At 55.0% G+C, this 20,756-nt stretch carries 24 protein-coding genes; 8 read left to right on the top strand and 16 right to left on the bottom strand.

Annotated elements, in window-relative coordinates; translation table 11 throughout:
- Positions 1 to 27 precede the first annotated feature (27 nt).
- From E3E28_RS00620 to E3E28_RS00605, 4 genes are all read right to left on the bottom strand, one after another.
- Positions 28 to 450, bottom strand: a complete 423-nt coding sequence (locus E3E28_RS00620; protein ID WP_167913627.1) for a DUF835 domain-containing protein — start codon at positions 448 to 450, stop codon at positions 28 to 30.
- A 167-nt stretch (positions 451 to 617) separates the two neighbouring features.
- Entirely contained in the window at positions 618 to 1,019 is a 402-nt protein-coding gene (gene mce, locus E3E28_RS00615) for a methylmalonyl-CoA epimerase (RefSeq protein ID WP_015859537.1), read from the bottom strand.
- A gap of 4 nt (positions 1,020 to 1,023) precedes the next feature.
- Positions 1,024 to 1,989, bottom strand: a complete 966-nt coding sequence (meaB, locus tag E3E28_RS00610) for a methylmalonyl Co-A mutase-associated GTPase MeaB (RefSeq protein ID WP_167915058.1) — start codon at positions 1,987 to 1,989, stop codon at positions 1,024 to 1,026.
- Between the two features lie 40 nt (positions 1,990 to 2,029).
- Entirely contained in the window at positions 2,030 to 2,458 is a 429-nt protein-coding gene (locus tag E3E28_RS00605; protein WP_167915057.1) for a cobalamin B12-binding domain-containing protein, read from the bottom strand.
- Positions 2,459 to 2,578: 120 nt separating this feature from the next.
- Here E3E28_RS00605 and E3E28_RS00600 point away from each other — a divergent pair, with 120 nt between their 5' ends.
- A complete protein-coding gene (locus tag E3E28_RS00600; RefSeq protein ID WP_167913626.1) occupies positions 2,579 to 3,226 on the top strand; it encodes a PHP domain-containing protein in 648 nt (215 codons plus the stop codon).
- 174 nt (positions 3,227 to 3,400) lie between these two features.
- Entirely contained in the window at positions 3,401 to 4,936 is a 1,536-nt protein-coding gene (locus tag E3E28_RS00595) for a dihydropteroate synthase-like protein (protein ID WP_167913625.1), read from the top strand.
- Here the strand turns inward: E3E28_RS00595 and E3E28_RS00590 are convergent.
- Both E3E28_RS00590 and E3E28_RS00585 read right to left on the bottom strand, forming a co-directional pair.
- On the bottom strand, positions 4,930 to 5,220 hold the full coding sequence (locus tag E3E28_RS00590; protein WP_167913624.1) for a DUF3216 domain-containing protein: 291 nt from the start codon (positions 5,218 to 5,220) through the stop codon (positions 4,930 to 4,932). The two genes, E3E28_RS00595 and E3E28_RS00590, sit on opposite strands and share 7 nt — an antisense overlap.
- The gene (locus E3E28_RS00585; RefSeq protein ID WP_167913623.1) at positions 5,217 to 5,981 is read right to left on the bottom strand and encodes a YchF/TatD family DNA exonuclease; all 765 of its coding nucleotides are present in this window, start codon (positions 5,979 to 5,981) and stop codon (positions 5,217 to 5,219) included. The genes E3E28_RS00590 and E3E28_RS00585 overlap by 4 nt, the downstream gene beginning before the upstream one ends.
- 70 nt (positions 5,982 to 6,051) lie before the next feature.
- On the opposite strand from E3E28_RS00585, the gene E3E28_RS00580 reads away from it, so the two are divergent.
- Positions 6,052 to 7,017: a DUF835 domain-containing protein gene (locus E3E28_RS00580; RefSeq protein WP_167915056.1), complete on the top strand. Its 966-nt coding sequence runs from the start codon at positions 6,052 to 6,054 to the stop codon at positions 7,015 to 7,017.
- On the opposite strand, the gene E3E28_RS00575 is transcribed toward E3E28_RS00580, so the two are convergent.
- Complete coding sequence (locus E3E28_RS00575) at positions 7,006 to 7,254, bottom strand: DUF504 domain-containing protein (protein ID WP_167913622.1); 249 nt, start codon at positions 7,252 to 7,254, stop codon at positions 7,006 to 7,008. The two genes, E3E28_RS00580 and E3E28_RS00575, sit on opposite strands and share 12 nt — an antisense overlap.
- Positions 7,251 to 7,898 (bottom strand): MBL fold metallo-hydrolase, encoded by a 648-nt coding sequence (locus tag E3E28_RS00570; RefSeq protein WP_167915055.1) that lies wholly within the window; start codon positions 7,896 to 7,898, stop codon positions 7,251 to 7,253. Before E3E28_RS00570 ends, E3E28_RS00575 begins: the two co-directional genes overlap by 4 nt.
- A 246-nt stretch (positions 7,899 to 8,144) precedes the next feature.
- Here E3E28_RS00570 and E3E28_RS00565 point away from each other — a divergent pair, with 246 nt between their 5' ends.
- Positions 8,145 to 9,209: a M20/M25/M40 family metallo-hydrolase gene (locus tag E3E28_RS00565; protein WP_167915054.1), complete on the top strand. Its 1,065-nt coding sequence runs from the start codon at positions 8,145 to 8,147 to the stop codon at positions 9,207 to 9,209.
- Positions 9,210 to 9,226: 17 nt separating this feature from the next.
- Here E3E28_RS00565 and E3E28_RS00560 read toward each other — a convergent pair whose 3' ends face one another.
- Genes E3E28_RS00560 through E3E28_RS00550 form a run of 3 tightly spaced genes read right to left on the bottom strand, consistent with a single transcriptional unit; the run spans position 9,227 to position 12,647 of the window.
- On the bottom strand, positions 9,227 to 11,998 hold the full coding sequence (locus E3E28_RS00560; RefSeq protein WP_167913621.1) for a DEAD/DEAH box helicase: 2,772 nt from the start codon (positions 11,996 to 11,998) through the stop codon (positions 9,227 to 9,229).
- A 3-nt stretch (positions 11,999 to 12,001) separates the two neighbouring features.
- A complete protein-coding gene (locus E3E28_RS00555) occupies positions 12,002 to 12,451 on the bottom strand; it encodes a PIN domain-containing protein (protein WP_167913620.1) in 450 nt (149 codons plus the stop codon).
- The gene (locus E3E28_RS00550; protein WP_342764460.1) at positions 12,435 to 12,647 is read right to left on the bottom strand and encodes an antitoxin family protein; all 213 of its coding nucleotides are present in this window, start codon (positions 12,645 to 12,647) and stop codon (positions 12,435 to 12,437) included. The genes E3E28_RS00555 and E3E28_RS00550 overlap by 17 nt, the downstream gene beginning before the upstream one ends.
- Positions 12,648 to 12,732: 85 nt before the next feature.
- Between E3E28_RS00550 and E3E28_RS00545 the strand changes: the two genes are divergently transcribed.
- On the top strand, positions 12,733 to 14,226 hold the full coding sequence (locus tag E3E28_RS00545) for an MFS transporter (RefSeq protein WP_167913619.1): 1,494 nt from the start codon (positions 12,733 to 12,735) through the stop codon (positions 14,224 to 14,226).
- Positions 14,227 to 14,247: 21 nt separating this feature from the next.
- Here the strand turns inward: E3E28_RS00545 and E3E28_RS00540 are convergent, their stop codons facing one another.
- Positions 14,248 to 15,384, bottom strand: a complete 1,137-nt coding sequence (locus E3E28_RS00540; RefSeq protein ID WP_167915052.1) for an iron-containing alcohol dehydrogenase — start codon at positions 15,382 to 15,384, stop codon at positions 14,248 to 14,250.
- Positions 15,385 to 15,494: 110 nt separating this feature from the next.
- Between E3E28_RS00540 and E3E28_RS00535 the strand changes: the two genes are divergently transcribed.
- The gene (locus E3E28_RS00535; protein ID WP_167913618.1) at positions 15,495 to 15,785 is read left to right on the top strand and encodes a hypothetical protein; all 291 of its coding nucleotides are present in this window, start codon (positions 15,495 to 15,497) and stop codon (positions 15,783 to 15,785) included.
- A gap of 1 nt (position 15,786) precedes the next feature.
- Here the strand turns inward: E3E28_RS00535 and mtnA are convergent, their stop codons facing one another.
- Positions 15,787 to 16,860, bottom strand: coding sequence for an S-methyl-5-thioribose-1-phosphate isomerase (gene mtnA, locus E3E28_RS00530; RefSeq protein ID WP_167913617.1), 1,074 nt, complete (start codon positions 16,858 to 16,860; stop codon positions 15,787 to 15,789).
- A gap of 56 nt (positions 16,861 to 16,916) precedes the next feature.
- On the opposite strand from mtnA, the gene E3E28_RS00525 reads away from it, so the two are divergent.
- Complete coding sequence (locus E3E28_RS00525) at positions 16,917 to 17,447, top strand: NTPase (RefSeq protein WP_167913616.1); 531 nt, start codon at positions 16,917 to 16,919, stop codon at positions 17,445 to 17,447.
- Here the strand turns inward: E3E28_RS00525 and E3E28_RS00520 are convergent.
- From E3E28_RS00520 to albA, 3 genes are all read right to left on the bottom strand, one after another.
- Complete coding sequence (locus E3E28_RS00520) at positions 17,444 to 17,968, bottom strand: cyclic nucleotide-binding/CBS domain-containing protein (protein ID WP_167913615.1); 525 nt, start codon at positions 17,966 to 17,968, stop codon at positions 17,444 to 17,446. The genes E3E28_RS00525 and E3E28_RS00520 overlap by 4 nt on opposite strands.
- A 39-nt stretch (positions 17,969 to 18,007) precedes the next feature.
- Positions 18,008 to 18,571 (bottom strand): helix-turn-helix domain-containing protein, encoded by a 564-nt coding sequence (locus E3E28_RS00515; RefSeq protein ID WP_342764459.1) that lies wholly within the window; start codon positions 18,569 to 18,571, stop codon positions 18,008 to 18,010.
- Positions 18,572 to 18,641: 70 nt separating this feature from the next.
- A complete protein-coding gene (albA, locus tag E3E28_RS00510; protein ID WP_013467275.1) occupies positions 18,642 to 18,917 on the bottom strand; it encodes a DNA-binding protein Alba in 276 nt (91 codons plus the stop codon).
- Between the two features lie 196 nt (positions 18,918 to 19,113).
- On the opposite strand from albA, the gene purB reads away from it, so the two are divergent.
- Complete coding sequence (gene purB, locus E3E28_RS00505) at positions 19,114 to 20,457, top strand: adenylosuccinate lyase (protein ID WP_167915050.1); 1,344 nt, start codon at positions 19,114 to 19,116, stop codon at positions 20,455 to 20,457.
- Positions 20,458 to 20,756 lie beyond the last annotated feature (299 nt).

The raw sequence follows: 20,756 nt of genomic DNA, 5'->3' as shown, positions 1-20,756 counted from the left end.
AGAAGAGGAACGGGTGATATATAAACCTCACTCAACGATTCTCTTCAGCATCGCGAGAACCCGTTCATCAACGCCATCACTGACGGTAACGTAGAAGTTTGAGTCCGAAAGCAACGCCATGTCCCGGAGCTTGCCGACGAAGCGAAGGGTTCTCTCAAGTCCGTTTTCGAGTAGAAGGTACTCGAAAGCATCGAGAATTACGTTCTTGGCACCCTTGGAGAGAGAATCCCAGACCCTTTGCTCGATGACGTAAAGGTTGGTGGGGTCAACCGCCTGGGGATGCCTAACCCGGGTGACCCAGATGTGGATTATGTTTGAATCTGGAACCTCCTCCGGCATTTTTCTGGTTATCAAAACTTTCCTGTCTGGAAGCGCCTTTAACACGGAGGGAAGCACTCGGTAATCCAAAACCTTCTGCGGTCCCCTGCGAATCTTCCCCTTCAGGAGCATATGTCATCACTTCTCTGTGAACAATGGAACACATTGGAACAGTTAGGTTGATTCAATGGCACTTATGACGGTCTCCTTATAAATTTTACTGATAACTCAAATAAGCTTTAAGTTTTAAATGAGAGGAAAAAAGGTGCAATTGGGCACTTTCGAAAAATTGTAAAACTTCACTCTTTCCGCTCGCAGAGTTCGAGAAGCACACCGGTTACGGCCTTCGGGTGGACGAAGGCTATCTTGGCCCCGCCGGCTCCAATCCTCGGCTCTTCGTCTATGAGTCTGTAGCCCTTCTCCTTGAGCTCCTTCAGGTGCTCTTCGATGTTCGTAACGCCGAGGGCGATGTGGTGTATTCCCTCACCGCGCTTGGCTATGAACTTCGCTATCGGCGAGTCCTCGGCCGTCGGCTCAAGGAGCTCAATCCTGCTCTCGCCGATGTGGATTATCGCGGTTCTAACCTTCTGGTCCGGCACTTCCTCGATTTCCTCAACTTTCAGGCCGAGGCCCTCCCAGACCTTTATGGCCTCCTCAAGGTTCTTAACGGCTATACCAACGTGGTCTATCTTCTTGAACATGCAATCACCTCCAGAGGTCCTCCTTAAGCTTCTCCATCACGATTTGAGATGCCGAATATGGGTCAAGCTTCCTCTCAACGACTTCCTCGATGAGCTCCTTCGCCTCTCCCTTCGCAAGCCTCTCCTCCACCTTGCTCGCTATCGTTGAGGCGATGATGGTCTTCACTTCCTCCCTCGCGCGGAAGGCCCTCCTCTCCCTCAACCTTCCGCTCTCCTCCATGTGCTTCCTGTGCCTCTTTATCGCCTCCCAGAGGGGCCTGACGCCCTTGAGGGTGAAAGCTGTGGTCTCGACTATCGGAGGCTCCCAGCCGATTTGCCTCCACTTGTCCCTCTCGAACTCGAGGGCCATCTTGAGCTCGAGGTACACCATCTCCGTTCCTTCCCTGTCCGCCTTGTTGATGGCGAAGATGTCTGCCACTTCCATGAGTCCTGCCTTGATGGCCTGAACCTCGTCGCCGAGGCCCGGAACGGTTACGAGAACGACGGTATCCGCAGTTTTGACGATGTCAACCTCAATCTGGCCGACTCCAACGGTCTCGACGAATATCAGGTCGTAGCCTGAAGCGTCCAGAACCTTAACCGCGTCGTTAGTAGCTTTCGCCAGACCGCCGAGGGAACCGCGCGTCGCCATGCTCCTGATGAAGACCCCGGGGTCGGTCGAGTGCCTCTGCATCCTCAGCCTGTCGCCGAGCAGTGCGCCTCCAGTGAATGGCGACGTCGGGTCTATCGCTATGACCCCGACCCTATGCCCCTCGTCCCTGGCAAGCTTGATGAGCTTGTCGAGAAGGGTTGACTTTCCCGAGCCAGGGGGTCCGGTTATACCAACGACGTAGGCCTTCCCCGTGTGGGGATAAATCCTCCGAATTATCTCCCTGGCTTTTTCCTCGTCGTTTTCAACGAGGGTTATCAACCTTGCTATGGCCTTTTTATCGCCCGATAGTGCCGACTGAATGAGAGGCTCGAGCGTCATTTTCATCACTGGAGAAATTATCCAGAGGGGGAATATAAAGTTAAGCCCTAAACCTCTTGAGGTTCTCGACGGCCCTGTCAACGAACTCTATCACCGTTCTCAGGGGCGTTCCCGGGCCGAAGACCTCGGCGACGCCCATCTTCTTCAGCTCCTCCGCGTCGTCGGGCGGGATTATTCCGCCGGCGAAGATTACGATGTCCTCGTTCGGCTTTATGCCCCTCTCCTCAAGGAGCTTGATAATCTTCGGAATAAGGACCATGTGGGCACCGGAGAGAATGCTTATCCCCAGGACGGCGGCATCTTCCTGAATCACCGTCTCGACTATCTGCTCCGGGGTTTGCCTGATTCCCGTGTAGATGACTTCATAGCCAGCCTCCTTCAGGGCTCTCGCCACAACCTTGGCTCCCCTGTCGTGACCGTCAAGTCCGGGCTTCGCTATGACGACGCGAACCTTTGAGCGCTCGACCATTGACACCACCGGCTAAGGTTTCTTTCTTGTCGTATTTAAAGGTTGTCAAAACTCAAGGTTTAGCTTTACGTTGGATTTTTTGTCCACAAGCTTTTTTAAAGCCCCAGAATAGCCCTGAACATGCTCCACGATTCGCACACCCACACGCTCCACTCTGACGGCCTCGGAGAGGTCTTCGAGAACATCGCGGAGGCCGAGCGGAAGGGTCTCTCGCTCGTTGCGATAACGGACCACAGCCACTACCTCCTGAGGGGCAACTTCAACGCTTACCTGAGCGAGATAAGGCGCTGGGGCGAGGATAGCGAGATAACGGTTTTAGCGGGAATCGAGGGCAACATAACTCCCAACGGCGTTGACGTGCCGGACTGGATGGCTAAAAAGCTCGACTTCGTGATAGCGAGCGTTCACGAGTGGGTTGACCGGCCGGAGCAGTACGTCGAGCTCGTGAAGACAGCTCTCCTCGATGAGAACGTCGACGTCATCGGCCACTTCGGCGCGAGCTTTCCCTACATTGGCTACCCCCCATGGGGGGACCTCCTCGAACTCATTGCCCTCGCCGAGGAGACAGGGAAGGCATTCGAGATAAGCTCCCGCTACCGCGTTCCGGATTTGGAGTTCGTGAGGGAGTGTATAAGGAGGGGGGTTAAGCTGACCTTCGCCAGCGACGCCCACCGGCCGGAGAAGGTTGGGAACGTCGGCTGGAGCGTGGCGGTCTTCCGAAAAGCCGGCGGAGAGATTGAGGATTTGCTCTTTGCTCCCTACCTGTGATTTCGGCCAATGGGGAGAGCCCAGCGGACCGATTGGTGAGAGCCTGGGAGGATTCCAAGGCTTTATATACTCCCTTTCTTACCCCCTCTGCCCGATGACGAGCTACTCCCGGCTGAGCGGTGATGAGCCACCTACCGGCCGAGGGCTTTTAAGGCCAACCCCGAAGTTTCAACCATGAGAATCCTCCTCGTCACCGGTAAACTCGCCGAACCGCTCGTGAGGAAGTACGGGAAAGGCTGTGACGTTCTCGTTACGCCGGTCAGCGTCGCGGCGTTCTTAACTCCCGAACTGATAGTCCACTACCTGAGGAGGGCCGGTGTGAGGAGTGAGGACTACGATTTAATTCTGATTCCCGGCCTCGTCAGGGGTTCCGCTCAACCCATCGAGGATGAAATAGGGATTCCAACCTTTAAGGGGCCGAGGAACGCGATGGATTTACCTGCCGTGTTGGGGGCATTGGAAAAGGGTTTCAGACTGAGCAAAGAAAAGCCCGCGGACGAGCTCTTCTCCCTCGACGGGTTGAAGAAAGTCGAGGACATCAGGAACAAGACCAAGGACAGACACTACATCGAGAACGCCCTTAAGAAGCCCTGGAACGTCCTCATCGGCAACCTTCCCGCGGGAAGGGACTTCCCGACGAGGATTCTTGGCGAGGTCGTTGACGCCCCGAAACTCGGCGTAGATGGGACCGTTGAGAAGGCCCTCTACTACCTCCGCGAGGGGGCAGATATAATCGACATCGGGATGGTTGCTGGAGAAACGAACCTCGATTTCGTTGAGCTGATTCCCGAAATCCGCGAGAGGCTCAAAGAGAGGGGCTTCGACGTTCCGATTAGCTTCGACTCCCTTAATGCGGTTGAAATCGAGAAAGCTTTGGACTACGCAGACCTCTTCCTGAGCGTCGACGAGGGCAACCTTGAGGAACTCGTTACTGAAAAGCCCGTCGTTCTAATCCCGACGAACCAGAGGAAGGGCTTTTTCCCGGCTAAACCCGCGGAGAGGATAGAGTTTCTCGAGAATCTCAAGGAGAGAGCCCTTGAGCTTGGTTACAAAACCCTAATCCCGGATTTAATCCTTGAGCACGTTCCCCACCTGGCGCGCTCGATAACGGCCTTCCAGCTCTACCGCGAGAGGAACCCGGACGACGTTCTCCTCGCTGGAGTCGGCAACGTGGTTGAGCTCTGCGACGCCGACAGCGTGGGGATGAACGCCCTACTGGCCGGAATCGCGAAGGAGCTTTCGATAAGCCTTCTCCTCACGACGGAGACGAGCGCAAAAGCCAGGGGTTCCGTCAGGGAGCTGAGGAGGGCAGTAGACATGAACCTCTTCGACATGCCCAAGGATTTGGGCTTCGACCTGCTCATCCTGAAGGAGAAGAGAGCCAAGGAGTGGCGCTTCGAGCCGGCGGAAGAAATAATCGAGGCTGAAGAAAAGCCGGTCCAGCTCGAGCCGGTTTACTTCCGCATCTGGGTTGAAGGCGGAAGAATCTGGGTGAACGCCCACCGGGGAACGGAGGTCGTTCTAACTGTCGTCGGCGACGACCCAAACGCGATAATAGACACGATTCTTGAGCGCTTCGGGATAAGTCCGAGACACGCCTTCTACCTCGGCCGTGAGCTGGAGAGGGCTTACACGGCCTTAAAATTGAGGAGGAGCTACGTTCAGGAGGTTGAGCTGTTTCCGGAGTTTTATTCTCAGGGTTCTCACTGAAGGTTCTGCATCGCCGGCTTCCTGAAGAGTTTATCAAGCTCCGACCTCTTGGCCCTGATTTCCTCGTAAAGCTCTACAACCTCCCCGTTTTCCGGGTACTTCATCTTCAGCGTCATCAGGAGTCCCTCAAGGAAGCCCAGAATCGAGAGCCTTATGTAGTCCTCGCCCTTCTTGGTTTCAAGCCCCTCGTTTAAAGCGATGAACGAGTCCAGCCTCGCGATTAAGGCCTCTTCACCGAGCTCCTTCAAGAGTTCCCTCACCCTTTCGGCCTCTTCGACCTTCATGCTTTCACCTCCAGAGCAAAGAACTCGACTGTGTTTTTCTCAGTTTTCCTCTCGACATCTTCAAACTCCAGCCCCTGAAGCTTGGCTATCCACTCAACCGCAACGCGGACGTTGCACGGGACATTGCGCTGTCCCTTGAAGGGGCTCATGTATGGACTGTCCGTCTCGGCCAAAAGGTAATCCACATCGATTGCTTCCGCAACCGCCGTAACCTCCGGAATGAAGACTATTCCGGTGTTTATCCCTATGACGTGGCCGTTCTCGACTATCTCTTTTGCAAGCTCAACGCTCCCGGCGTAGGAGTGGAAGTAAGCCCTGACGCCTGCCCTCTGAACCAGCTTGTAGGCTTCTCCCTCGGCTTCCCTCGCGTGAATAACCACCGGAAGGTCGAGCTCAACGGCCAGCTCAAGGAAGTGCCTGAAGATTTCGCGCTGGTTCTCCCTCTGCCTTTCGTTCTCGGCGTAGTGGTAGTCGAGGCCTATCTCCCCGATGGCGACTATCTCCCCCGAGTGCTCGCGTATGAAGTCCTCGACCTTCCTCACCTTCTCCCAGTTGCCCCTCCTGGCCTCGTTGGGGTGGTAGCCGAGGGTCGGGAAGATGAAGCCGAAGTACGGCCTGAGTAGCTCCCAGCTCTTCCAGACGTGGGCCTTCCTGTACTCGGTGATTGAATCGACCACTGCCCTGAGCTCTCCCCTGCACTCCTCTATTATCTTGGGCGCTTCCCTCTTGTAGAACTCGAAGTGAGCGTGCGCGTCAATCATGGGTTGGGCTTCATTTGGGAGTAGAAAAGCTTTTTCGTGTAACTATCTTAGTACTTCCCGGGCGTTGGCAATGAATAGGGACCCGAGTGAGATAATGAAGGAAATCGTCAATCGCTTGAAAAATCTTTCAGTCAAGGAGTTGCTGAGCTATGCGATTTTCAGCGAAAGGGACGAGGCCAAATACTACGCTGAACTGGCAGAAAAGGCGAAGAGAAAGAGTGTTAAGGTCTTATTCCGGAAGATGAGCGAGGAGAGCAAGAACCATGAGAAGATACTAATGGAGCTGTTCGAACGGCTCTTCCCAGGGGAGGAGCCCGTTGAAGTTGACGCCCCACCCGTTGAGGTGTATCCCTTTTACCCCAATTTTGATGACGCGGGGGATTATACCTCGGCCCTTAAGTACTGCATGGAGAGTGAACTTTTTGCAAAACAGACCTATGAACTGCTCGCCAGCGTGACGAGAGACGATGAAGTGCGAAAGCTTGCCCTCGACCTCGCGGCGATGGAGCAGGGGCACTACGAGGAGATAAAACGGGTCTATGACCTTATGAAGGCCCTCGAGCGGAGGCACGCTTCTCCCTGGGAGCTTGATTCGGGGGCATACCTGCTCACGGACGACGTGAAGGCGAGATACTTCCTTCTGGACTTCCTTGATGAACCCAAGACCCTCCTTGCACTCGTCCGCGAAAACCCGCGCAAGTTTTCCGAGTTCATAGAGGGGCACGGAAAGGTAATATGGGTCACCAAAACCGACGTCGAGGGCGCAATCCCGCCGGAACTCCTACCTGATATGCGGAACGAACTGTCCAGATTCTTCCGCGACAGTACTGCTAAGGGCCAGCGGGGTGCAGTTTTCCTCCAGAACCTGAGTTACCTCGTGAGCCAGCTCGGCTTTAGAGAGACCCTCGACTTTGTCCTCTACCTCAAGGACCTTGCGATAGTTAACGACGGTTATCTCATAGTGACGGCAGTTCCTGAGGCCTTCGAGAAGAAGGAGTGGGCGATTCTCACGTCGGAGCTCGAGCTAATCTCTTGAGCGCCTTTCCCACACCACCTTTCCGTCTTTTCTGACCACCTGGATTATTCTGTGATACGGAATCTGCGTCTCTCCGATGAAGAAATAACCGTAACCCAGCTCAATCATCTCGACGGGGATTCTCTTCTCGTTCCCGTAAGCTCCCCTGTGCTCTATGACGATATAGTAGTCCCGCTCGTCCTCCCTCGGGTCGTGCTTAATCTTCGCCAGAACTTCCTTCAGCGAACCCTTCCTCATAGGAACCTCCTCACAGCTTTAATGTTCCCGCGCCAGTCCTTTATGAGCCAGCCGTGCCCGGGCAGGCCGAAGTCAACATCAAGCTCCGCCAGTTTCTCAATGCTATTCCTCAGCTCCTCCCGGTTCCCGGTTGGCAAATCCGTTCTCCCGACGGTTCCGTTGAATATAGTGTCGCCGGTGAATATTAACTTAACTTCGCCGTCGAGGTAGAGGCAGGAGCTCCCAGCGGTGTGGCCCGGTGTGTGGAGGAGGAGTAGTTTTCTCCTGCCAACCCTTAGGTAGTCGCCGTCATCGAGCTTGATGTCAACATTATGCCCCGGAAACCTCTTCCCGTAGGCGTAGTCGAGGATTATCCTTCCATCGGCGCGCTCAAGGACTTCGGCGGTTTTCCTGTGCGAAGCGAAGAGAACCTCGACGCCGAGCCTCTCGAAGAGCTCCTTCATCGCGAGGTTCCCACCGACGTGGTCGAAGTGCTCGTGTGTGTTGAATATCACGACCTTCTTCAGGCCGTCAAGATAGCCCTCACCGAGCCAGAGTGAGAAGTAGCGCTCGGCGTTCTCGCCCGTGCCCGTGTCGATGATTAAAGCTTCTTTTCCGGAGCGGAAGAGGTAGACGTTAGAGTCCCAGTTAAGTCCCTTCAGCATCACCGTGTTGGGCGGAATCTCGATTGGGAACAGGTCCGGATAGATTACCTCAAGGTTCTCCAAGCTCCCACCTCCAAAAGGGCTCGAGGGGGGACCGCGTCTTCATCTCGGGGGGAGCGAGTCCCCGTCAGGAGGGATGAATCTCTTCATCGCCCGGGGTAGTTTAGGGCGGTGGTTTATAAGGTATTGGTATGAGGGGGTGAGGGTTTTATAAGCTCCCAATCCAAAACCCATTAGGTGAACCAAATGAAGACCGAGAGAGCGAAGGAGATACTCCTCCAGCTTTTGAAGATACCCTCGCCTTCGGGCCAGGAAGACAGGCTCATGCTCCACATCATGGAGTTCCTGCACAGGCTCGACTACGACGTCAAGATAGAGAGCGATGGCGAGATAATAGACCTCGTCGTGAACCCCGAGGCGGAGCTCTTCTACGAAGTCCACGTCGATACCATACCGATTCGCGCAGAGCCCTTCGTCAGGGGCAACATAATCTACGGCACAGGAGCGAGCGACATCAAGGGCGGAGCCGCCGCGATTCTTCTCATGCTCGAGGAGCTTAGGAAAGAGGGCAAAGACCTCAACGTCGGTATCGTCTTCGTCAGCGACGAGGAGCTCGGCGGTCGCGGAAGCGCGCTCTTCATGGAGAGGTATAGACCCAAGATGGCCGTTGTCCTTGAGCCGACTGACCTTGAGGTTCACATCGCCCACGCAGGCAACATCGAGGCCTACTTTGAGGTGGACGGCAAAGAGGCTCACGGTGCCTGCCCCGAGAGCGGTGTAAATGCCATAGAGGAAACCTACAAAATGCTGGAAGAACTCAAGAAGCTCGAACCCTTCAAGGCCAAGGGCGAGTTCTTCGACCCGCACATAGGGGTTCAGGAGCTCGTCTGCGAGAATCCGGTCTACTTAATCCCGGCCCTGTGCAAGGGAAGGCTCGAGGCGAGGCTCCTGCCTGAGCAGGAGGTTGAGGACGTTCTGGATTTAATGGACCCGATACTCGACGAGTACACCAAGAGCTACGAGTACACCGAGATATGGGACGGCTACAGACTTGAGCCAGACGAGGAGATAGTCCAGCTGGCCAAAAAGGCGATGGACAGGACGGGCCTCGACGAGTTCGGCGGGATGAGGAGCTGGACGGACGCGATAAACTTCATGTACAACGGAACGAGGACGATAGTCTTCGGCCCCGGCAACCTCGACATCTCTCACACCAGGTTCGAGCGCATAGACGTCAGGGACGTGGTTACCGCCAGCGAGTTTTTGAAGGCCCTCAACGAGATTTACGGCGGGAACGAGCCGAAGGAGTGAGCCCTCACAACAGTGTGTCAGTTCCCTTCAGTCTTTTCCTTCTCTTTCCTATCGACCCAGAATCGCCTCGTCCTTATGAACTGCCTTTCCCTTTCCATGAGCGCGAGGATTAGTGCGTCCCCTTTGTACTGCGCGAGCAACCGTGAGGCGGTATCCGGTCCAGTTCCGTAGCTCGCCAGCGCTAAGACAGCCTCGAAGCCGTAGGTATCGACCAAATCAGACGCCTTTAACAGCTTCCTATAGGCTCTCTCCTCCTTTTTCTCCAGCAGTTTTCCGTACCTCACTTTCTCAAGCACCGCGAGAAACTCCTCGGCGTCAATCGGGTGCGCCACCGCTAACATCTTCGAGCCACAGCGAGGGCACTGCCTCAGCTTGATGTTTTGAAGTCTCGCTACCTTCGTCTTCGAGTGCCACCCGCAGTTGGTGCAGACTAAAACAACTTCGTGCTCAAGCAACCTCTTCCTGAACAGCTCAATCAGCTCGTCCCTCTCCAGAACGCCCGACAGCAGGAACTCCCCGCTCACCGTCATGTTGAGCCTCGCCAGGGTTGAAGGCTCCTTCCTCAGGACAGTCTTCACCCTCAGCGAACCGGCCTTGAGCAACTCCATTATTAGCTCGGCCTTCCTGACGTCAACCTTGTCGTGGTAGAGCTCGTTGAGCGTTTCCTTCTCAATCACCGTCCCCTCGAAGAGCCTCTCGATTCTCCGTATCTTTGCATCCCGCCTCAAGGCACCGAACCGCTTGGCCACGTTCAGCATTCTCCAGCGGTAGGCGTGGGAGTCCCTTAGAGCGCGGGAAACTATGAACTCGACGCTCTCGGGTTCCTGGTAGAGGTAGCGCTTGACCTCCTCCGGATTGAGCTGGAACGGGGTCTTGAAGACTATCGCGTGCCCCTGGCTCCTTACCGAGAAGACCCGGCCGTAGCGGAGGATTAGAAGCGAGTGAACTATCCTCCCTATCGCTTCGTTCGCCCTGCTTCCGAAATCGGCGTGGATTATGGTTGCCTTCGGCGTGCTCTCGACGATAATATCTCTATCCGTTGGAAACGGCTCGTCCCTGATTTCCTCGAAGGCCCTCCTGAGTTCCTCTTCACTGAACTCGACGCCCTCCAGAAGGTTCAACGCCTTTCTGAAGTCGAAGGCTAACTCCCTCCTCAGCCTGCCGACGTCGAAGGCAACCCCGAACGGAACCGGAATCATCTCACCCTCCCAGCTCGGTATCGCGCTCTCGAGGCTCTTGCTCTCGCGAACCTTCAAAAGCCTTGCCTCGTCGTCTATCTTGAGCACTATCCAGCTCCGCCCGTTCATGACGAACTCCATGCCCTCCTCAAGGTCCATAACGAAGCTCTCGTCAAGTCTTCCTATGACGTGCCCGCTTTTGGCGTCAAAAACGCGCCACGAGACCTCGTCCGGAATAGTTGAGAGGTTCTCGTAGTAGTACTGGAACGCTCCTCGCCTGAGGTAGAGGAGGTTGCTCTCCTCATCGTAGCCGACAAGGCGAGCGTCTTCTAAAACGCGGAGAACGTCGAGGTAATCGCTCCAGCTCAAATCGCGGTAAACGTAAGCCCTTTTCGCTATCTCGTAGGGTCTCTCACGGGGGAGCTTCTTGTATTCAATCAGCAGACCGACAACGAAGTGAGCCAGAACGTCCAGCCCGCCTATCGGCTCGACCGCCTCGAAGCGCCCCTCTAAGGCCCTCTTCGCTATGACGAGGCTCTGGAGGTAGTCCTCGACGTTCGTGGCTATTACGTAACCTTCGCTCACTTCTCCAATCCTGTGCTTCGCCCTGCCGACGCGCTGAACCAGCCTGTTGACCTGCCTCGGACTCATATACTGTATTACAACGTCAACGTCGCCGATGTCTATGCCGAGCTCCATTGAGGAGGTGCAGATTAGGGCCCTGATTTTCCCCTCCTTGAGGGCCTTCTCAGCCCTAACGCGCGCCTCCTTCGAGAGCGAGCCGTGGTGAACCTCGACGGGCTTCCCCCAGGCCTTGAGGCGGTGCGCGAGGACCTCGGCGAACTGGCGGGTGTTGGTAAAGATGAGGGCCTTTCCGTGCCTCTCAACGATTTCCCACAGCGTCCTAAGCCTCGACGCTATCTCCGACGAGACGCTCAGCTTCTCAGCAAGCTTCATGTCTTCCTCTTTCGGCTTCGGGTAGAGCACGTGGAAGCGGTAGGCTTTCCTCCAGTTCGGCTTTACTATCGCCTCGGCCCTGAGCCAGTCCCTCACCTCTTCCTCGTTGCCAACCGTCGCCGTCATGCCTATCCGCTTGAACTCGGCAATCTCGGCGAGTCTCTCAAGGTTCAGAAGGAGCTGAGAACCGCGCTTATTATCTACGAGCTCGGCTATCTCGTCAACGATGACGAACTTCACGTTTTCAAGATGTTTTCGAAGTGATTTGACCGTCAAAATCACGCCGAGGGTTTCGGGGGTGATGATTAACATTTGAGGCGGGTTCTTAGTCTGCTTCGCCTTCCTGTAGGCTGACGTATCACCGTGCCTGACCTCGACGGTTATTCCGAGCTTCCTCCCCCACCATTCGAGCCTCTCGAGCAAATCCCTGTTGAGGGCCTTGAGCGGGGCTATGTAGAGAGCTGAGATGGGTTTTAGTCCTTCCTCAAGGATTTTGTTGAAAACCGGCAGAACAGCGGCTTCCGTCTTCCCCGAGCCGGTTGGGGCAATGATTAGAACGCTCTTCCCCGAGCTAACCTCCCTGAATGAGTCCTGCTGGAGCCGGTTGAGCTTCCCAAAGCGCTCCCTGATGGCCTTTCTGAGGAGTGGGTGCATGATTCAAGGGAGAACCTTTAGTTCTTGAACTTTACTGTAGTCCCCGTCGAATGTGGCAATTGCGTCCATTCTCCTTTCAAGAGCTGTTGCGAGAATTGTGCCGTCGTTTGGTAACAATGAATACTTGAACATCAGGGACTTAATAGCCTCCCAATCGGTTGAATCGGGAATTCTCTCGATGCCTAGGGCCTCTAAAACAAGCTCCATCCTCTTAAGAGGCTCTTCAAATGGTTTGTAACCCTCCTTCTTCAGTATCTCTTTGACCTTATGGTAGGAGCGAGCCCCGAACTTTAACTCCGCGGTTTTTCGAATAACTGCATAAGTTAGCTCGTTAAGAATCAGGTTGCTGATGTAGAACTGACACTCCTCCGAGAGAATAGCCTCTGCCTTTGGTGTCAACTCCGTCCGGTACAGGTAGTTGTAGAGAACGTTGGTGTCAAGGAGCACCCTCATCGTGGAGCTCCTCCAGGTATTTCTCTACCTCTGTGCTTTTTCCTTCCCCAAGAATCCCCGCCAGCTTTTTTACTAGCTCTTTTCTCGTGAGTATCTTTACTGTTACTGTTTCGCCCTCTCGTGGTTTTTTGTCGTCGAGGAGGATTAGCCCCCCCTTTCTATAGACTCCGGAGATGACTTCTGACACTACTCCCACCAGACACTTATTGTCGGTGATGCTTTATAACCCCTACCGCTAACTTTATAAGACGATATATCGTTCGACATATCGGTGAAGAGATATGAACGTCACGAGGAACGGTGAAACGTACGACCTCAGCTATGCGAAGAAGGCCACGCTCGTCGTGGTTCTCCTTCCGCTCCTCGTCATGTACACTGAGGCGATGCTAACTCCAGCGTTGCCAACGATTCAGAAAGAGTTCGCGATAAACCCCAACGACGTCAGCTGGGTTCTCACGATTTATCTCCTCGTCGGAACGGTCAGCGTCGCGCTCTTCGGAAAGCTCGGCGATATGTACGGCAAGAAGAAGATGTTCCTCGTTGCCCTCGGCTTCTACACCCTCGGCGTCATACTCAACGGCTTTGCGCCAAGTTTCCGCTGGTTGCTCTTCAGCAGGGCAATCCAGGGCTTTGGAATGGCCATATTCCCGCTCGCCTTCAGCCTCGTCCGTGAGGAGTTCCCGCCCGAGATGGTCCCGCAGGTTCAGGGAATGATAAGCGCGATGTTCGGCGTCGGTATGGTTATCGCGCTACCGCTCGGAGCTTACGTTACCCAGCACTGGGGCTGGCGCTGGACCTACCACACCGCCGCTCCCTTCGCGGTTCTGATGTTCATCCTCGCGTGGAAGATACTCCGTGAGAGTCGCTACATCAACCCTGGAAAGCTCGACTGGCAGGGAGCGTTGCTCCTCGTCTGGGCCGTCGTTCCGGCACTCGTCGCGGTAACGCGCGCCCCGAACGTCGGCTGGACCGCAAGGGAAACCCTCGTCCTCTTCGCTGTCTCGATAGTCGGCGCGGTCCTGCTCGTCCTCTGGGAAAAACGCGCGGAGAACCCGATAATTCCCCTCGACATCGTGGCATCTCGCAATCCTGCCATAGTGAACCTCGGAATCATGTTCGCGGCCTTTGGAATCTCGATGATGAGCCAGGCGAACACCTACATCTTCCAGATGAAGCCACCGTACGGCTTCGGCAAGAGCATACTCGAGAGCGGTCTGCTAATGACTCCAATGGCGGGCGTCATGCTCGTAATAGCTCCCCTGGCAGGTAAGCTGATGCCCAAAATCGGCGCCAAGCCCCTCGCGATAACAGGAGCGCTCATCGCGAGCTCGGGCCTCGCCATTCTGGCGAAGTACGCCCCCGAATTCCCGCCGAACCACCTCTGGGCTTTCGTGGCGATGATAACCTACGTTGGCGCGGGAATAACGCTGATGAACATCTCCTTCATCAACGTTCTCGTCTTCAGCGTCCCGCAGAGGGTCATGGGCGTCGCGACCGGTGCCAACAGCCTCTTCAGGAACTTCGGCTCGACGTGGGGGCCAGCTATCGCAGGAACCGTCATGAGCACCTACTACACCCTCTTCCATCCGCCCGGTGCCCCTTCGTGGGTCAAGATAAAGATACCTACGACGAAGGCCTACGAGGTGCTCTTTGGAACCTCCGCCGGAATCTACCTCTTTCTGGCGATACTAAGCCTGGCCATCGTCGAGGTCATGAAGGGCGGAAAGATTCGCGGAACCGAGAACGGGGGAGAAAAGGAAGTAGAGGTTGGCTGAAACCCAGCTTTTCTTCCCCTTTTACTCTCCCCTGAAGACCGTTAAATACAGCTCTCTTATCTCCTCGGGCTTTGCCTCGACCGGATTGAAGGCCAAGAGGCCGTCCCGGTAGGCCTTCTCGGCCATCTCGTCGAGCCTCGCCATGAATGTTTCTTCATCGACGAGCTCGCTCAGCTTTGGAACGCCCGTCCGCTCGTTGAGCTCTCTAACGGCATCAACCAGCGCCCTCCAGTCTCTAAGTCCAAGTTCCCTCGCTATCTCGTCGTAGCGCCTCCTCGCGTAGTCGCTTCTCTCGGCATTGAACTCCATGACGTAGGGCAGGAATATAGCATTGAGAAGTCCGTGCGGACCGAGCCAAGCGGCCTTGTGGCTCATCGCGTGGCAGAGGCCGAGGCGCGCGTTGAGGAAGGCTATCCCAGCTATCGTCGAAGCGTAGTGCATCTTTTCGCGCGCTTCCTCGTCGCCTTCAAGGCTCTTCTCAAGGTAGCCGAAGACGGTCTTTATTGCCCTAATCGCCATCGCGTCGCTGAAGTCGTTGGCGACTTTGGTTGTGTAAGCCTCTATTCCGTGGACGAGCACATCCAACCCGGAGTTTCGCGCCACTTCCCTCGGCATCGTCATCGGCAGGCGAGGGTCAAGTATCGCAACCTCGGGCGCTATCTCCGGCGTAACGATGTTGTACTTGATTCCGCCCTTCTTCAGAACGCTCGCTCCGGAGACCTCGCTTCCTGCACCGCTCGTTGAGGGAATCGCTATGAGCTTCGTCTTCAGCTTTGGGACAGGTTTGGGCTTTGAAAAGCGGTCTATGAAGGCTATCTCCTCGAAGTTCAGCTCTGGAGCATCGTAGAAGACCTTCAGCGCTTTCGTCGTGTCTATCACGCTTCCACCGCCGAGCGCTATCAGCAGGTCCGGCTTAAACTCCCTCACCTTCGGCAGGAACTCTTCTATCGTCTCCACGCTTGGCTCCGCCGGGAGGCCGGCTATGGACAGAACCTCCGCTCCCGCTTCCCTAACGTAATCCTCAGCCTCGCTCAGGAAGCCGTGCTTTTTCATCGAGTTGCTGGCCAGGATAAGAACCCTCTCATGCCCGCTCACCTCTTTCCTGAGCTTCTCAAGGGAACCTTTGCCCTCGATGATTCTCGTCTTGAGCCAGAACATCGCCACCACCGGTTTGAAATAGACTCAAACCTTTAAACGCTTCACTCTCCCAAGGTTTTCAACCCTCCGTTCAAAAAAGGCCTTTAAATTCCTCGTCTGCACTACCCCCGATGTTTGTCAGGGGAAAGGTTGTCGGAAAGAAAGGCATCGTCCGCTTTGAGGTCAAGAAGGCGAAAGGGGGTCTAACGCTCAGGGCGGAGTTTCCTGACGGAGAACCGCTCGACTACTCCGTTGACTGCCCCTGTCTCGAACCCATCGAGCTGGTTGGCCTTCTCCTGCCGGCCTTCGAGGAGCGCCTCGGCGAGATAGAGGGTGTTTTTGTAGAAGAGGTGGTCGAGGGGAAAAGGTCTGTTCTGGGGAGGATTAGGGAGTTGCTTGGGAAGATAAAGGGAAAGAAATAACTCATTCCTGCCCCTTGAACAACTTCTTCAGGTTCCTCTCAAACGGCGGGTAGACGACGCCCCTGTCGGTTATTATTCCTGTGAGGTACCTGTGCGGTGTGACGTCGAAGGCCGGATTGTAGACGTCCACATCGGGGGCGATTCTGCAGCCGCCGCAGGTCAGAACTTCCTCCGGCTTCCGCTCCTCAATCGGTATCTCCTTCCCGCTCTTCAGGCTCATGTCAATCGTCGAGAGCGGTGCAACCGTGAAGAAAGGTATCCCGTGCTCCTTCGCGAGAACCGCCAGGGTGTAGGTGCCTATCTTGTTGGCGAAGTCGCCGTTGGCCACTATCCTGTCGGCGCCGACTATTATCGCGTCAACCTTTCCCTGCTGCATCACGAAGCCGGCCATGTTGTCGGTTATCAGCTTGAGCGGAATGCCGTCGTAGTTGTACTCCCACGCGCTCAAGCGAGCTCCCTGAAGGACTGGCCTCGTCTCGTCCACCCAGAGGAGCTTCAGCGTTCCGTCCTTGTTCATCACGCGCAGAACGGCTCCAACGGTTCCGAGCTGGACCGTTGCCAAGCTTCCGGCGTTGCAGTGCGTTAAAACGTTGCCCTCGGGTAAGGCCTCCGCCCCGTAGTGGCCCATCCTGAGGTTCGCCTCAACGTCCTCGTCCGCTATCCTCTGCGCTTCCGCAACTATGAGCTTCCTGATTTCCTCCAGCGGGCTCTCGGCGTTCTCCTCGACGAGCTTCTTAATCCTGTTGAGCGCCCAGAAGAGGTTTACAGCTGTGGGGCGCGTGTTCCTCAGCCTGTCGTAGGCCCTGTAAAAGCCGTCCATGAACTCGTCTTTGGTCTTCGCTTTACTCGTGTCCGCGTAGAGGGCCAGACCAAAAGCAGCAGCCGCTCCAATGGCCGGGGCACCGCGGACCTTCATCGTGATGATTGCCTCGGCGACCTCATCAACAGTTCTCAGCTCGATGGTCTTGAACTCCCTCGGCAAAAGCGTCTGGTCAATCATGATGACCTTTCCGGTCTCGTAGCGAACGCTCCTCGGGAGCCTCGTGAGTTCTTCAGGCTTATACCTTATCTCCACCGCGACCACCCCAAAGGGTTTAAGGGAGGAACTTAAAGCTCCTTCGGTGATGAAAAATGGTCAGGGTTTTCGTGACCGGCCCGGCAGGGGTTGGGAAGACGACGCTCGTAGAGAGGGTCGCAAGGGAAGTTGAGAGATGGGGCTACATCGTTGGGGGCATGATAACGAAGGAAGTCAGGCGAAACGGAAGGAGAATAGGCTTCAAAATAATCGCCCTCGACACCGGTGAGGAAGGAACGCTCGCGAGCCTGCGCGGAACGTCTCACTTGCCCGGGGTTCCCTTCGGGAAGTACGTCGTTCACGTTGACGAGCTTGAGCGGGTCGGAGTTTCGGCGATAAGGCGGGCCCTAATTGAGGCGGATTTGGTTGTAATAGACGAAATCGGCCCGATGGAGTACAAGAGCGACGAGTTCGTAAAAGCTATTGGCGAGGTGCTGAACTCGGACAAACCCCTTCTGGCGGTCGTCCACAGGAGGATGATTGACAAGTTCAGGCCCCTCGGAAAGACCCACGTTCTAAGCGTTAAGAACAGGAACAGGGAGTTCGGAATAATATTGGATGAGATAATGAGAGAGCTGAGGGGCTAAAGGTTGAGGCTGTCCTTACAGCTCTCGCAAATCCACCTTTCCTGGCCCTCTATGTAGACCTTGTAGAGCGGGCCGTACTGACCGCAGAGCTCGCAGATTCCATAAACCTCGGTCTCCTCAACGGTTTCCTCTTCCTCCTCGCTGTTCATGCTGTTGAGCGCGGCGAGCAGGTCGGCCGCGGTGACGAAACCGAGGGGCTTTCCAAGGCGCGTTACGAGGAGCCTCCTTATACCTTTCTCCATCATCTTGTCTATTGCATCGCTTATGTCGTAGTCGTCCTCAATCGTTATCGGGTTCCTCGTCATGACTTCGCGAACCCTGACGGTCTTCGGGTCGCGTCCCTTCGCAACTACCTTGTCGAGGATGTCGCGGTCGGTGATGACCCCAACTATCTCATCGTCGTCCACGACAACGGCGCTCCCAACCTTGTGTCTTGATAGTATCCTTGCAACCCTCTCTATGGTGTCGTCGGGCTTCACAATCACTGCTTTTCTCTTGACTACCTGTCCCACGGTCATCATTGGAATCTCACCCCACGAGTTGGGGTTGATTTGAGTTTCTTAAAAACGTTTCTTAAGAAACCACCCTGCGGAAATTACGATGACAAACGTCATTATCGCGAGGAGTACGGGAATGTAACTCCCCGATGACCCGGCCTGTTTGCCCGTCTCCGCGGACAACACACGTATCGTTTCCGTCTGTGATGCTGTTGAGCCTGAGTTTTCGTAGTACCTGCCCGCCACCCAGTAAACGAGTGCGGAAAGCCCCGTTGCAACTGAAAGGGTTATGACGCGCAGTTTGTCCAACGGTGACGTTCTCCGCTCGGTTGGGCGTGGGAGCAGAAGAATCGGCCGGCTCGATGCCCGGTAGAGCTTTACCTCCTGCAACCTTTTGCCGTACTTTTTCCCGGCCACCTCAACGAGGCCCACTCGGAGAAGTTTATCGAGATGGTAGGAGACCGTTGATATGGGCATGTCGAGCTCCTTCGCAATCTCGCTCATCGAGAGCTCACGCTCGCGGAGAAGCCTCAGAATGGCCATCGACCTCTCGCTGGCGAGAACCTGGGCGAGTTCTCGAACCCGCTCATCGGTAACGTCTATGGTCTCGTACTCCAACGGGCCCACCAGAAGAAGTGCACCCTGGGACTATTAAACTTTGCCGAAGAAACCCGAAGGAAAAGGAAAGGGGTCAAATTCACGGCTTTTCGAGGATAATCTCGATGGTCGAGGTGTTGGCGGTCCTGCCGTCGGCAGTCGGGAGCTCCTCAGTGCCTATCTTGATTTCCTTGACCCTGACCTCGGGGAGGAACCTGTTCCTGACAATCTCGGCGACGTCAACGGCCCTGCTGATAGCCCTACCGCGAGCCTTGATGCTGACCTCCTTAGCACCCTCGTTGAACTGGGTTATCACGGCGAGGACGTAGTTCATAACCGGCTTCTTTCCGATGTAGACGACGTGCTCCTCAGCCATTTCTGGCACCTCCGGAAGTTTTGTCGTTAGGCTATCGCGGGCATAGGGTTAAATACTTTTCGGTTCTATCTGTGGGAAGAGCTTTTTAAGTTGCGAGCGCATCTCAAAAACGCTCATTTGCCCGGCTGATATTGACGTATGGTTGTCAAAAGAAAACGTTTTAACATCCAAAATAATCACGAGAATGGTGATTGAAATGGCTGTTCACCCCATAGACTACCGCTACGGGAGCGAGGAAATGAGGCGCATCTGGGACGAGGAGAACAAGCTTCAAAAGCTTCTCGACGTTGAGGCCGCTCTGGCGAGGGCCCACGCGAAGCTCGGCAACATTCCCGAGGAAAGCGCCCGCGTGATTTCCGAGAGGGCCAGCACGGAGTGGGTGAAACTTGAGCGCGTCAAGGAGATAGAAGCGGAGATACACCACGATATAATGGCCGTCGTCAAGGCCTTGAGCGAGGTCTGCGGGGAGCACGGGAAGTACGTCCATCTCGGCGCGACCTCCAACGACATAATCGACACCGCCAACGCGCTCCTCATAAAGGAGAGCCTCGAGCTCATCGAGCGCTACCTTAGGGAGCTCCGCGACGTTCTGGCAAAGCTCGCCGAGGAGCACAAGTACACCGTCTGTATCGGCAGAACCCACGGACAGCACGCGGTTCCAACGACCTACGGCATGAAGTTCGCCCTCTGGCTCGACGAGGTTCAGAGACACCTTGAGAGGCTTGGGGAGCTCAAGAAGCGCGTTCTCGTTGGCAAGATGCGCGGTGCCGTTGGAACCGCCGCTTCATTTGGGGAGAGGGCCCTTGAGATTGAGAGGCTCGTCATGGAGGACCTTGACCTTAAGCCCGCGCTGATAACCAACCAGCTCGTTCCGAGGGACTTATACGCCGAGCTGATGATGTTTCTGGCCCTGGTTGCTTCTACTCTTGACAAAATAGGCCTTGAGATTAGGAACCTCCAGAGGACGGAAATCCTTGAGGTCAGCGAGCCCTTTGGAAAGAAGCAGGTTGGTTCTTCGACGATGCCCCACAAGAGGAACCCCATAAGGACAGAGAAGGTCTGCGGTCTGGCGAGGGTTCTCTACTCAAACGTTATCCCCGCGCTTCTCAACAACCCGCTGTGGCACGAGAGAGACCTTACGAATTCCTCCGTCGAGCGCGTTATTCTGCCCGAGAGCTTCGTTCTCCTCGACGAGATGCTCCGCGTCACAATCCGCGTTCTCAAGGGCCTTGAGTTCTTCCCCAAGAACATCGAGCGCAACCTCTACCTGACGAAGAACCTCATCATGGCCGAACCGCTGATGCTCAAGCTCGCCGAGAAAGGCATGGGCAGACAGGAGGCGCACGAGCTCGTCAGGCAATTGGCCATGAAGGCTTTTGAGGAAGGAAGGGACTTCCTTGAGGTCGTGAAGGAGAGTGGGGAAGTTAGGGAGTATCTAACCGATGAGGATTTGGCCTCGCTGAAGCCTGAGAACTACATTGGGATTGCTCCCCAGATAGTTGACAACGTGCTTCGCTACGTCCGTGAGCATTCCCTTTAATTTTTCTTTTACCTTACCACTAACTCTCTGGATTTTTGGGTGTGAATTTACTTCTTAATTTAGTCTTTTTATTCTCTTTCGATTTAAATTAATATCTTAACATAATATTAAAGTTATTAATAACTAAGAATTTAAGCTTAATATCATGTTTTTAATTAGTGTTTAAATTATAATAACTAATGTTAAATTTTCCAGAAAATATACTGTTTTTAATAGTAATAACTGGATTCTCCAGCACACTTGAGATGTATCTGTCTTCATGGTGTTATCCACAGAGCAAAATTTGCCATGGAAGCCCC

This window comes from Thermococcus sp. 21S9, assembly GCF_012027635.1.
In the GTDB taxonomy this organism is placed as follows: domain Archaea; phylum Methanobacteriota_B; class Thermococci; order Thermococcales; family Thermococcaceae; genus Thermococcus.
The sequence above is the reverse complement of the archived record's forward strand: the minus strand, read 5'-3'. Positions and strand labels throughout refer to the sequence as shown.

Bases quoted from the DNA above. Each gene is read 5' to 3' on its own strand.
- E3E28_RS00620 (WP_167913627.1), bottom strand. From the start codon at position 450: ATGCTCCTGAAGGGGAAGATTCGCAGGGGACCGCAGAAGGTTTTGGAT.
- mce (WP_015859537.1), bottom strand. From the start codon at position 1,019: ATGTTCAAGAAGATAGACCACGTTGGTATAGCCGTTAAGAACCTTGAG.
- meaB (WP_167915058.1), bottom strand. From the start codon at position 1,989: ATGACGCTCGAGCCTCTCATTCAGTCGGCACTATCGGGCGATAAAAAG.
- E3E28_RS00605 (WP_167915057.1), bottom strand. From the start codon at position 2,458: ATGGTCGAGCGCTCAAAGGTTCGCGTCGTCATAGCGAAGCCCGGACTT.
- E3E28_RS00600 (WP_167913626.1), top strand. From the start codon at position 2,579: ATGCTCCACGATTCGCACACCCACACGCTCCACTCTGACGGCCTCGGA.
- E3E28_RS00595 (WP_167913625.1), top strand. From the start codon at position 3,401: ATGAGAATCCTCCTCGTCACCGGTAAACTCGCCGAACCGCTCGTGAGG.
- E3E28_RS00590 (WP_167913624.1), bottom strand. From the start codon at position 5,220: ATGAAGGTCGAAGAGGCCGAAAGGGTGAGGGAACTCTTGAAGGAGCTC.
- E3E28_RS00585 (WP_167913623.1), bottom strand. From the start codon at position 5,981: ATGATTGACGCGCACGCTCACTTCGAGTTCTACAAGAGGGAAGCGCCC.
- E3E28_RS00580 (WP_167915056.1), top strand. From the start codon at position 6,052: ATGAATAGGGACCCGAGTGAGATAATGAAGGAAATCGTCAATCGCTTG.
- E3E28_RS00575 (WP_167913622.1), bottom strand. From the start codon at position 7,254: ATGAGGAAGGGTTCGCTGAAGGAAGTTCTGGCGAAGATTAAGCACGAC.
- E3E28_RS00570 (WP_167915055.1), bottom strand. From the start codon at position 7,898: ATGCTGAAGGGACTTAACTGGGACTCTAACGTCTACCTCTTCCGCTCC.
- E3E28_RS00565 (WP_167915054.1), top strand. From the start codon at position 8,145: ATGAAGACCGAGAGAGCGAAGGAGATACTCCTCCAGCTTTTGAAGATA.
- E3E28_RS00560 (WP_167913621.1), bottom strand. From the start codon at position 11,998: ATGCACCCACTCCTCAGAAAGGCCATCAGGGAGCGCTTTGGGAAGCTC.
- E3E28_RS00555 (WP_167913620.1), bottom strand. From the start codon at position 12,451: ATGAGGGTGCTCCTTGACACCAACGTTCTCTACAACTACCTGTACCGG.
- E3E28_RS00545 (WP_167913619.1), top strand. From the start codon at position 12,733: ATGAACGTCACGAGGAACGGTGAAACGTACGACCTCAGCTATGCGAAG.
- E3E28_RS00540 (WP_167915052.1), bottom strand. From the start codon at position 15,384: ATGTTCTGGCTCAAGACGAGAATCATCGAGGGCAAAGGTTCCCTTGAG.
- E3E28_RS00535 (WP_167913618.1), top strand. From the start codon at position 15,495: ATGTTTGTCAGGGGAAAGGTTGTCGGAAAGAAAGGCATCGTCCGCTTT.
- E3E28_RS00525 (WP_167913616.1), top strand. From the start codon at position 16,917: ATGGTCAGGGTTTTCGTGACCGGCCCGGCAGGGGTTGGGAAGACGACG.
- E3E28_RS00520 (WP_167913615.1), bottom strand. From the start codon at position 17,968: ATGATGACCGTGGGACAGGTAGTCAAGAGAAAAGCAGTGATTGTGAAG.
- albA (WP_013467275.1), bottom strand. From the start codon at position 18,917: ATGGCTGAGGAGCACGTCGTCTACATCGGAAAGAAGCCGGTTATGAAC.
- purB (WP_167915050.1), top strand. From the start codon at position 19,114: ATGGCTGTTCACCCCATAGACTACCGCTACGGGAGCGAGGAAATGAGG.